8 protein-coding genes are annotated in these 11,052 nt (G+C 60.5%); all 8 read left to right on the top strand.

Annotated elements, in window-relative coordinates; all coding sequences use genetic code 11:
* Nucleotides 1-170 precede the first annotated feature (170 nt).
* Entirely contained in the window at nucleotides 171-884 is a 714-nt protein-coding gene (locus tag C5750_RS16860) for a calcium-binding protein (protein ID WP_105735098.1), read from the top strand.
* A gap of 76 nt (nucleotides 885-960) precedes the next feature.
* Nucleotides 961-3,222 (top strand): glycosyltransferase family 2 protein, encoded by a 2,262-nt coding sequence (locus C5750_RS16855; RefSeq protein WP_105735097.1) that lies wholly within the window; start codon nucleotides 961-963, stop codon nucleotides 3,220-3,222.
* Nucleotides 3,219-4,061 carry a class I SAM-dependent methyltransferase gene (locus tag C5750_RS16850; RefSeq protein ID WP_245421145.1) on the top strand — a complete coding sequence of 281 codons (843 nt, stop codon included), beginning with the start codon at nucleotides 3,219-3,221 and terminating at the stop codon, nucleotides 4,059-4,061. The genes C5750_RS16855 and C5750_RS16850 overlap by 4 nt, the downstream gene beginning before the upstream one ends.
* Nucleotides 4,058-5,320, top strand: a complete 1,263-nt coding sequence (locus tag C5750_RS16845) for a glycosyltransferase family 4 protein (RefSeq protein ID WP_105735368.1) — start codon at nucleotides 4,058-4,060, stop codon at nucleotides 5,318-5,320. Before C5750_RS16850 ends, C5750_RS16845 begins: the two co-directional genes overlap by 4 nt.
* A gap of 21 nt (nucleotides 5,321-5,341) precedes the next feature.
* On the top strand, nucleotides 5,342-6,130 hold the full coding sequence (locus C5750_RS16840; RefSeq protein WP_105735096.1) for a hypothetical protein: 789 nt from the start codon (nucleotides 5,342-5,344) through the stop codon (nucleotides 6,128-6,130).
* Nucleotides 6,131-6,141: 11 nt separating this feature from the next.
* Nucleotides 6,142-8,385 (top strand): hypothetical protein, encoded by a 2,244-nt coding sequence (locus tag C5750_RS16835; RefSeq protein ID WP_105735095.1) that lies wholly within the window; start codon nucleotides 6,142-6,144, stop codon nucleotides 8,383-8,385.
* Complete coding sequence (locus tag C5750_RS16830) at nucleotides 8,382-9,710, top strand: glycosyltransferase family 4 protein (RefSeq protein ID WP_105735094.1); 1,329 nt, start codon at nucleotides 8,382-8,384, stop codon at nucleotides 9,708-9,710. Before C5750_RS16835 ends, C5750_RS16830 begins: the two co-directional genes overlap by 4 nt.
* Before the next feature lie 38 nt (nucleotides 9,711-9,748).
* Nucleotides 9,749-10,936: a polysaccharide pyruvyl transferase family protein gene (locus tag C5750_RS16825; RefSeq protein ID WP_105735093.1), complete on the top strand. Its 1,188-nt coding sequence runs from the start codon at nucleotides 9,749-9,751 to the stop codon at nucleotides 10,934-10,936.
* Nucleotides 10,937-11,052 lie beyond the last annotated feature (116 nt).

Genomic DNA, 11,052 nt, shown 5'->3' with positions numbered 1-11,052 from the left:
CCAAAATGTTGAGTAATACATTTCAGTAATAATTTGTTACTCGCGAATGCCACATTTATACTCTTAGTCTAGGTTGCATTTCGATTTGGTGCAGCGCACAATCGTCAAAGCATCGATGGCTGGAACGTGTCCGGCTGATCGAAACTCAAAGCAGACAGAAGGAGAAGCAGATGGCCACTTTAGAAGGCGGCGCCTACGACGACGTTTTGTTTGGCTCGCGTTTTGACGATTTCATCCACGCCCATGGTGGTGATGATCTCGTCTTTGGCGGAAACGGAAACGACATAATCTTCGGCGATGAGGGCAATGACATCCTTTTCGGTGGACACGGTAACGACACCCTGTTCGGCGGTACGGGTAATGACATCCTTTTCGGCGATCAAGGCAATGACACCCTGTATGGCGGTGAAGGCGATGACATCCTTCACGGCGGCACAGGCAATGACATCCTGAGCGGCGGCGACGGAAACGATATTCTGTTCGGCGACGCTGGCAATGACATTCTGCAGGGCGGAAATGGCAATGACATTCTGTTCGGCGGTGCCGGCAATGACGTCCTTCAGGGCGGTGCCGGTAATGACTATCTCGACGGCGGTGCTGGCAACGACATCCTCTCAGGCGGTGCCGGCAACGATATCTTCCACTTCAGCGGCGGCGGCGGCAACGACGTCATCCTGGACTTTACCCCTGGTGAAGACATCCTTCAGATTTCCAAGGATATCAACGGTCTCCAAATCCATTCTCCCGAGGATCTGGCCGATCGTGTTACGCAGGTTGGCAATAATGTCGTGGTCGATCTCGGCCATGGCGACAGCGTCACCCTCGTAAACACCAGCTACGACGATGTGCAGGCACATCCCGACCAGTACTTCGTCGTTCATTGATTTTTACAAAAATTGGCGTGCCCAGCTTTCCGGCCGGGCACGTTTTTCTTTCCGCTGTGAATGAAAGGGCAACGTGTTGAACCTCGACCATTCGACGGATATTGCGGGCGATACGGAGAATATTTCCATCTCGCGCCTGTGTGGTGATGTCGCTGTCGTGATCTGGGACATCCCCGGTACGATACGAGCCTCGACAAAATGCACGCTTGAGGCACCGGAACAGCTGGTTCCCCTTGTCAGCCTCAACATTCCGCTCGAAACCGGCGGCCAGCGCATTCTTTGGGCCATGCGCACCAAGGATGAACCCGTGAGCCTGACGCTGTCTGCAGGATCGCTCGGGCCAACGGCGCAGACCATCCTGTATCCCGCCGATGAGCTGGCATCCTTTGACGTCAACAGCGCCGTCGCCAATCTGTCGGCTGCCGGGCACATCAAGCTGCTCAACAATGTGCTGAGCACGTGGCGCAGTACGTTCCGGCTTTCGCAAAACCAGATCTTTGCCAGCGCGGCGCGTGAAATCATGCTGGCGCTGGCACCCGAGCCGCGCCCGGCGCGCCTGTGCGGCCAACCCATCGACGGTCAATATCTGCTGGAAACGGCGATTGATCCGGTCCTGGGCGAAATCACCACGATCTATGCCATCAGTCCAAGCGCGGTGACGATCCTGCCGACGCGGCTTGTCATGGGAACCCAGTCGAAACGCGGCGGGCAACCGTGTCACCTTCTGGTTGAATCTCTCCGTCCGCTGCCGCAGTCTTTGCATCTGGTCTTTTCCGGCAGGAACGGCGTTGCGGTGCGCAGGCTCTCCGACGGGGACGGCCAGCCCGCCGATTTTGAAAAGTGGTGGGCGAAGCGCCATGGGGACATGGATCTGCGCGAGTTTCTCATCCGGGAAATGGCGCAGGCGACCGGCCCCGGGCTTGCCACGGCCATCGACATGCAGACGCGCGCACCATTGACGGTGCGCCAGATCGCAAAATCCGCAACGCATCCGGCTGCCGAGATCGATCTTGCCCTCGCGCTTCAGGGCGGCCTGCTGGTGGGCGGCTGGAGCCACGATCCCTCCGCCATGCTGTCGGGCGTTGAATATCTTTCCGGCAGCAGCGGGGCTTTGCCGCTGCAGCCCAATTTCTACAAGTTTCCCGGCAAGACAGGGGAACGGGAAGACGGATTCGGCGCGGATGTAACGGGTTTTGTCGCCTGGCTTCCCCAGAGCAAAAACCTTGGCCCCCTGCTGCAGCCGCGCTTCCAGATGCGGCTGGCGTCCGGCGCAACGGCCGCACTGGTGCCGCCGTTGCAGCCATTCGAAGCATCCGCCCAGCGCAACCGCATTCTGCGGGCAGTGCCGCCGCAGCACGCGCGCGATCAGGTCTTCGAGAATATTCTCGCCCCTGCCCTGCAGGAGGTCGAACACAGGCTCGGCAAGACGGTGAAGGTGGCCGACACCAAGGAATACGGCGCCCTGCCCGCTGCGCCTGCCGTGTCGATTGTCATTCCGCTCTATCGCAACCTGGATTTCCTGCGCTTCCAGTTTTCGGCGATGGCCACCGATCCGTGGCTCGTTGCCAATGCCGAGCTGATCTTTGTGCTCGATTCCCCGGAAATCCAGGACGATACGGAGCACATGCTGGGCGGGCTGCACATCTTGCACGGCCTGCCCTTCCGGCTGGTGACGATGAACCGCAACAGCGGCTATGCCCGTGCCTGCAATGCCGGAGCGGGCTTCGCCAACGGGACCATGCTGGTCATGCTCAATTCCGATGTGGTGCCCTGTGCCAATGGCTGGCTCCAGGCCCTGACGCAGCCGCTGCTCGACCAGAAGAAGCTGGGTGCCATCGGACCGCGCCTGTTGTTCGAGGATGGTTCGCTGCAGCACGCCGGGCTTTACTTTGCCCGCGACCAGAAAGGTATCTGGCTCAACCATCATTTCTACAAGGGCATGCCGGGCGCCTATGCGCCGGCGCGGGTCCCCCGCACCGTGCCGGGAGTGACCGGAGCCTGCCTTGTGACACGCAAGGACATCTACGATCTCGTCGGCGGTTTTACCGAGGACTACATTATCGGCGACTACGAAGACAGCGACCTGTGCCTGAAAATTCGTCAGATCGGCTTCCACATCGCCTATGCGCCTGATGTGTCCCTCTATCACTTCGAGCGGCGGTCCATCCGCCGCAGTGCCGATTACATGCGGGGGCTGGCAAGCCAGTACAATTCATGGCTGCACACCCAGCGCTGGAACGACGACATAACGGAATTGATGACGACGTACCGTGATGAAGCGGCGCAAGACACGGTTGCGCCCTTCATCGCGGCAAAGTCTGAAAGGAGCGCTGCTTGACCGAAGTTATCGCACTCAAGAACGCCCAGGCCGAGCCGATCAGCCCCGTGCACGACGAGTATGTCGACTGGCTGATGGAAGCCGTCCGGCGCAACCGGTTCCTGCCCTGTCCCGATCCGGACAGCGTGTTTGTCGGCGATGGCGATTTCCAGGCGGTTGGCTCGGAGTTTCTCGGCCATTTCATCCGCAAGGGCGGATTGCGGCCGGACAGCCGCGTGCTTGATATCGGCAGCGGCATCGGCCGCATGGCGGTGCCGCTCACGCAATATATCGATCCGGCCAAGGGCAGCTATTGCGGCATCGATCCGGTGTCCGGCGGCATCAACTGGTGCCAGCAGAAGATCACGCCGGTCTATCCGAATTTCGAATTCCGCTACATGGATATTGCTCATTCCCTGTACAATCCGAAGGGGGCAATCGACGGTCTCACGCTCCGCTTGCCCTTCGAGGACAAGCAGTTTGATTTCGTCATCATGACTTCGGTGGTCACGCATCTTCCCGACGAGGAAGTCAGCGTCTACCTGCGGGAAGTGGCGCGGGTGCTTGCGCCCGGCGGGCGCCTGTTCATGACGGCGTTCGTGGTCGACAAGACGGCTGCCGACAATCCGCTGGGCAAGCGCGACAGGCGCCTGGGTTTCCAGCGCTATGATGAGGGGCCGTGCTGGTTCGTGCCGGAACTGCCGCCCCTCGCCGCGGTCGGCTTCGACGACGGGTTTCTGGATCGCGCGCTGGCGCGGGCCGGGCTGCAGGTTTTCAGCAAGTCGCTCGGGCACTGGCGCGGTGTTGCCGCCGATCATTATCAGGACGTTTTCATTGCCGGTCCCGGAGGCGACAGATAATGGCCCGTGTTCTCGTTGCGGCCCACAATCATCCGTCCCTGCATCCCGGCGGCACGGAAATCTTCGCGCACGATCTTTTCCGCGCCTATCAGAGGGCGGGATGTGAAGCCCTGTTTCTCGGTGCGACCAATCACATTCACCGGGAAGCCAGACCTGGCACGAGCTTTCAGAGCATCGGCGACAAGGGCGATGAAATCCTGCTGTGGTCCGGCCATTTCGACCGGTTCTTCATGAGTCAGGTCGATCTCTACGGCATTGTCCCCGACATTGTCGAACTGCTGAGGGATTTCAAGCCGGATGTTGTCCACCTGCATCATCTGCTGCTGCTGGGCGCGGAATTCCCGCATATTGTCCGCCAGACCTTGCCGGAATGCCGCATTGTCCTCACCCTGCACGATTATTACCCCATCTGCCATCACGATGGCCTGATGGTGCGCACAAGCGGCAAGGAACTCTGCTATGGCGCCAGTCCGGACCGCTGCCACAGCTGTTTCAAGGACATCGCACTCGACAAGTTCGTTTTGCGCGAACGTCATCTCAAATCGCTTCTGAGCGTGGTGGATGCCTTCGTCTCCCCCAGTGAATTTCTCAAGCAGCGCTATGTGGATTGGGGGATTGCCGCAGAACTGATCCATGTCATCGCCAACGGGCAGCCCGCGCGGCCGCTGGCGGCAAAGCCTGCTGCGCCGGCCCGCAGCAAGCCGGTCTTCGGTTATTTCGGCAATCTCAACCCGTGGAAGGGCACGACCGTCCTTCTGGAGGCGGCGAAACAGCTCATCGCCGAAGGCTTTGATTTCGAGCTGCGTGTCCATGGTGCCGCGCCGTTCCAGAGTGAAACCTTTGTTGCCGATATTGACAGGCTCTTTGCCGAAACCGCACCGTTTGTGCAGAGGCGCGGTGCCTATCGGCGCGAGGATATCGGCAATCACATTGCGGCCGTCGATTGTGCGATCATGCCGTCAATCTGGTGGGAGAACGCGCCGCTGGTGATTCAGGAGGCCCAGGGCCAGGAGTGTCCCGTCATCACCAGCAATATTGGCGGTATGGCCGAAATGATCGAGAATGGCGTCAATGGCCTGACCGTCCCCCCGAACGATCCGCTGGCACTGGCAGCTGCCATGCGGCGTATCGCCGAAGATGCCGATCTGCGCGCGCATCTTTCCCTTGGGGCACGCCACCCCGACACCATCGACACGACAGCCGGACGGTATCTCGATCTGATCGAGACGCTGCGGCTTGACCGTGTCGAGGCTGCCTGATCAATCAGAAAGGACTCTTCCATGTCCATAGTGACCAAAGTACCGACGCAGGCCTCCGTGAAGCCGACCACGATCCCGGAACAGGACAATGCCAGACCTGCCAAAACCGAGGCGGTGCGCGGCGAACTCCTGAAGGGCCGCGTGGATGCCGTCGATGCCGGCCGGCTCTATGGCTGGGCCTTCGATCCGCAGGCGCCGGGCGCAAGGCTGACCATTCGGGTCCTGCTGGATGGCAAGCCGATTGCCGAGGCGGTGGCCGACAAGGAACGCCCTGACCTCAAGCGCAACGGCGTCGGCGACGGCATTCATGCCTTTGACGTGATGCTGCCGCAGTTTGCATCGGCGCGCGCCGGTGAACTGGTTGTCGTGGCCATCAGCGGCGCAGGCGTGGAGCAGTCCTTGCGCGTGCCGAAGCCGGATGAGCAGGCGGCCGAAGCGCTCATCGCCGCGCCGATGACCCGCATTCTCGACAAGCTCGACATGCTGATGGCAGCCCAGCGGCAGTTGCAGGTCAGCCAGCGTTCGCTGCAGCGGCCCGCCGCCACCATCGATGGTACGGGCGGGGCAACGCCGGGCGATCTCGGCGGTGTCGCCGGTTCGATCGAAGGGCTGCGCGGCGACCTCAATCAGCGCATGACGGAACTCGACGTGCATCTGATGCGGATGGACGGTGTCGTGGCGGGACTGGAGAAGCGTCTGGAGCTTTTGCACAAGCGCGCCGGCGGCGATGCCAGACCGCTGTTCCTGCTGCTGTTCGTCCTGGTGGGGTTTGCCGCGGGCGCGCTCATGGCCGTCGGGGTTCTGCGTTGAGGGCGGCATAGATGACTCGCGACGACAAAAAACTGCTGCCTGTCCCCAAGACCGCCAAGGCACCGGAGCGCAATTCCATTGTCATGGAAGGCGAAATGGTTGTCGGCTGCCCGGTCGAGGATACGCTGGTGCTCATCATGGGCATCGGCGGCCATACGCCCGAACAGCTCACGGTCTTTCTCAATGGCGATCCCGCCATGAGTGTCAAAGCGACCTTCATCAATTGGCCGCTGAAGGCACCGTCGCCAGCCGGCACGCACGGATTTGTCGCAATCGTGCCGACGAACGTGCTGCGCCGCGTGCAGCTGAAGACCATCATGTTTCAGCACAAGGCAAAGGTATCCCGCTATTCGTTTGCCGCGCGTGCCGCCGCCATCGGCGATCTGGCGGCCATGATTGCCGATCTTGCCGGAGCGCATTTGCCGGGTGCGATCGACGGGCTGGTTGAAGGGCTGATTTCCGGTCCCATCAGCCGCAAGAAACTTTCGGCCATTACCATCCTGCTGCAGGCCGGTGCGCGCTCCGATGGCGTTATCGAGTTGATCGGCGGCAGCGACGAGGGCGAGATTTTCGTGCAGGGCTGGGCACAGGACCTGACACCCTCCGTCACGCGGCTGTTGATCAGCGGCCGCACGCCATCCCTCGCCGAATGCGCCATCGGCGTTTTCGCACGCCCCGATGTGAGCGAGCAGGCATCCGGTTTTGCCGGGCTGCTGCTGGCGAACGAGCCCATTTCGCCCAATGACATCGAGCGCCTGTTGTTTCGCGGCCGGCGCGGCTGGCGGTTTATCGAGGTTTATGACCGCCGCCTGCTTGCCGGGTCGCGGGAAACCCCGAACCACGTCCGGGCCATTCTGCCCAACATGCGCAGTTCGACCGAGATTCTGCTTCGCCTGCGTTCGGCCGCCAACCGCTTCGACGGCACGGAAACCATATCCAGTCTTCCCTTTCCGGTCCGCATGGGCATCGACAATGTGTTTCGTGTCGAAGGCAGCGGTCTGCTTGTCTCCGGCTGGCTGCTCGACCCCGATAATCACGTGCAGTCGGTCAAGCTGCGCCGCCATCGCGGCGAAATCCAGCTGGACGGCAACTGGACCCGGGTGGACCGGGCGGATGTGACGCGGGAGTTCGACAACCAGCCGCCATTCAATGCCGGGCTGGACCCCAATCGCCATGCGCATGGCTTCGTCGCCTTTGCCCCGGAGCTTGCGGGCGACAGCACGGCTCCCTTCTATATCGAATTGGAGCTGAGCGATTCCCGGCGGGCCTTCATGCCTTTGACGCCGACCCGGATCACATCGCGCGACGCGGTTGTCCGGCAGATTCGGGCCATCGATCCGAACGCCTGGGCGCTGCGCCACATCGTTGACCAGCAGCTTGTTCCGCTGTTGCGCGGCGTCAGCCGGCCGGCTCCCGAGGTTTTCGGCGTCGTTGATCTCGGCGCGTTTGAAAATGCTGCCGGACCGGCGCTGATCATCGGTGTGGACGAACGCGTCGAGGAGATCGGTCCGCTTCTCGCCCTGCTGGCGCTCGATCCGGAGACGCGCGAGGCGCCGATTGTCGTTGCGGCGGCCACTGATATCATTGACCGTATTGGCGTTCAACTGCGCAGGCTGGCCGATTTCTACGGGCTGTGCGTGCGCCTTGTCTCCGCCAGCGGGTCCGAGGATCTGTATGATGCGATGGAGGTCGGCGCGCGGGCGGTTTCCACGGAAAGCGTGGTCTTTCTTGCCGCGTCACTCCTGCCGCGCAGCACGGGATGGTTCCAGAAACTGCTCTCGGCCTATGATGCCCGCGGGGAATGCGTGCTGTCTCCGACGCTCGCCTATGAGGATGATTCCATTCGCTGGGCCGGAACATGGGTGGCGGGCGCGCAATCCGACCGCGCCTTGATCAGCCGTTATGCCGGCTATCCCATCGATGCCGTGGCGGGGATGAAAACGACGGAAGTGGCAACGGCGACATTCGAGTGCTGCGTCCTGCCGCGAAACGCCTTGTTCTCCGTCAACGGCTTTACCCGCGGATATCTTGGCACGCATGAAAAGGGCCTCGACCTCGGCCTCAAGCTCAAGCAGGCGGGCCTGAAATCCTATTGGCTGCCGTCGGCGCAGATGCTCGGGTCCGACGATATATCCGTGTCCGACAAGGCCTCGACCATTGCCCTCATCGAACGCATCGACCGGCAGGTTTTCGACGGGCGCTGGGCCAACAATCTTTCCAACAAGCGCAGTGTTTCTGCAGAGGAAACAGCATGACCGAACGGCTTCGGGTTCTGGTGATTTCCCACGCCCATCCCAGCATTTCCCTGGGAGGCGGCGAAATTGCATCCTATAATCTGCACAAGGGGCTCAACAGCCTGCCCGGTGTCCAGTCCGTCTACCTGGCGCGCGCCGGGCATCCCATTCCGCGGCATGGCACCACGGCGCTGATGAGCATGCGGCGCAGCAGCGATGAAATCCTGTTCCACGCCGATGAATATGACCACTTCTATCTGTCAAACAAGAACACCGATGAAATCCGCCGCGATCTCCTGCGCTTTGTCCGCGACCTCAATCCGCAGGTGGTGCATTTCCACCATGTGCTCGGACTTGGGCTGGAAACGCTTTATGCCATCCGCGAGGCGCTGCCCGACGCCGTCATTCTCATGACCTTTCATGAATATCTGTCGATCTGCAACAATGACGGGCAGATGGTGAAGGCAAGCTCGGCGAAGCTGTGCAACGAGGCTTCGCCCATCGATTGCCATGCCTGCTTTCCCGATGTCCCCCCGGCCCGCTTCCTCAAGCGGGAACGCTTCATCCGCGGCATGCTCGAGCTTGCCGATGCCTTTGTCTCACCCAGCGAATTCCTGGCCGGACGATACAAGGAGTGGGGGCTTGATCCCGCCAAGCTGAGGGTGATCGAGAATGGCATCGCCATCGATGGCGTGACACCGCCGCGCGAGCTGGCGGGCCCAAGGCCGCGGCGCAACCGCTTCGCCTATTTCGGGCAGATAACCCCGTTCAAGGGCATCGATGTCCTGATCGATGCGGTGTCGCGTGTGCCTGAGGAAACATGGGGCGAGGATTCGCGCCTGATGATTTTTGGCGGCAATCTGGAGAAGCAGCCGCGCGACTTCCAGGACCGCATGCGAAAACTGATCGAAGAGGCGGGGTCGCGCGTGCGCTTTTACGGCGCTTACCAGAATGCCGAGATGCCGCGTCTCATGCAGCCGGTCGATTGGGTGGTGATGCCGTCGATCTGGTGGGAGAATTCGCCGATTGTGATCCAGGAGGCGCTGCACCACCGGCGTCCGGTGATCTGTTCCAATATTGGCGGCATGGCCGAAAAAGTCCGGGATGGGCTGGATGGTCTTCACTTCCGTGTGCGCAGTGCCGAAGACCTGGCCGACCGGTTCACCGAAGTACTCAGCGACACCTCAATCTGGGACCGTTTGCATCAGACTATCCGGAATCCCGTGAACTATATCGACTGTGCTCAGGAACACCTTGCTCTCTATGGTGAATTGCTTAAATCTAGCCGGCAGCAGCCACTCACAATAGCTGCAAGAACTGACGTTGTTCTTTCCCAAGCAAGCTGATTCTATCCAGCTTTCATCGCCAAAAGAAGGAATACCTCATGGCACGCGTCCTCGTAATGATCCCCGCCGGAGAAGTTTACGATCACGACAATGTCCGCTGGTACAAACACAGCGACATTCAGCGCAGCATCGATCACTACCACAATATCGGTGATGCCTTCGTCTTTGAATCATCCCTGAAGCTGATGAACTACGAGAAGGTGGCGGAACTTCCCATCGCAGGACCGCCGATGGAGAAGATCGACCAGCTGCGCGAGGAGTATGATTATGTCATTCTGCGCGGGTCCAATTACATCAACAGGGAGATGAACTGGCGCGACACCATCCCGGTTCTCAAGCGCCTGGGGCTGCCCGTCATCGCCTTCGGCGTTGGCGCGCAGGCCCCGGTCAAGGGACAGCTGGAATTGTCGGAGGAGTCCAAGGCGGTTTGGCGCCTCATTGCGGATTCAGCCACCTCCGTTGGTGTGCGCGGTGCCTATTCCGCCCAGGTGCTCAACGATATCGGCATCAAGAATGTGCGCGTCATCGGCTGTCCCACGGCGTTCCGGCGGAACAACCAGCATCTGCGCATAAAACTGCCCGCACTGGACACGGTGAAAAAGGTGGGTGTGACGGTCCGCCGCGAGGTCTCGCCGACCTATGCACAGGATATCCAGCGCTATCTGACCCTGCACCGCGACCTTATCAAGGAGATGGCGAACCGCTTCGATATCACCCTGATGGCGCAGGGCGAAGTGGAAGAAAAGAAGATGGTTTTCGGCACCGGCGAGCAGAAGGAAGACGCCATCGCCGCGCTGAAGGCGAACCGCTGGGTCTCGGATTGGTATTTCGACGATGCGATCGAAAAGCTCTACCGCGAGCGCATGTACTATTCCGACGTGGTTGCGGATTACGAAACCCTGGTTCGCGCGCATCAGCTGGTTCTCGGCTACCGCCTGCACGGCAATCTCATGGCGCTGGCCAATGGCGTGCCGTCGATCTATTTCACCTATGACAGCCGCACCGCGGAATTCGCCGAGACCTATAAGATCCCGAGTTATGATGTCTTTGGCGGCAAGCCGTTCAGGCTGGAGGATTATTGGGATCAATCGCTTTTCGATCAATACAATCGCGCCTGGTTCGAGACCTATGGCGAGATGAATATCTTCCTGACCGAAAACGGCGTCGATCACAAGATGACCGAAACGGGCAGGCGCGCATCGGATGCGGCCCGAAGGGTCGCTTAGACAGCAAACAATCGGAATTTCCCGGGAGGAAAGCAAACCTTAGGAAAGGAGATGTAAGACAGGTCATAGACATGGCACACGCCGCTCCACCCCATCACTATCTCAAACAAAGTTTC

Origin of the sequence: Phyllobacterium myrsinacearum, from assembly GCF_002980555.1 — a bacterium.
In the GTDB taxonomy this organism is placed as follows: Bacteria; Pseudomonadota; Alphaproteobacteria; order Rhizobiales; family Rhizobiaceae; genus Phyllobacterium; species Phyllobacterium myrsinacearum.
The sequence above is the reverse complement of the archived record's forward strand: the minus strand, read 5'-3'. Positions and strand labels throughout refer to the sequence as shown.

Bases quoted from the DNA above. Each gene is read 5' to 3' on its own strand.
- C5750_RS16860 (WP_105735098.1), top strand. From the start codon at position 171: ATGGCCACTTTAGAAGGCGGCGCCTACGACGACGTTTTGTTTGGCTCG.
- C5750_RS16830 (WP_105735094.1), top strand. From the start codon at position 8,382: ATGACCGAACGGCTTCGGGTTCTGGTGATTTCCCACGCCCATCCCAGC.
- C5750_RS16835 (WP_105735095.1), top strand. From the start codon at position 6,142: ATGACTCGCGACGACAAAAAACTGCTGCCTGTCCCCAAGACCGCCAAG.
- C5750_RS16840 (WP_105735096.1), top strand. From the start codon at position 5,342: ATGTCCATAGTGACCAAAGTACCGACGCAGGCCTCCGTGAAGCCGACC.
- C5750_RS16825 (WP_105735093.1), top strand. From the start codon at position 9,749: ATGGCACGCGTCCTCGTAATGATCCCCGCCGGAGAAGTTTACGATCAC.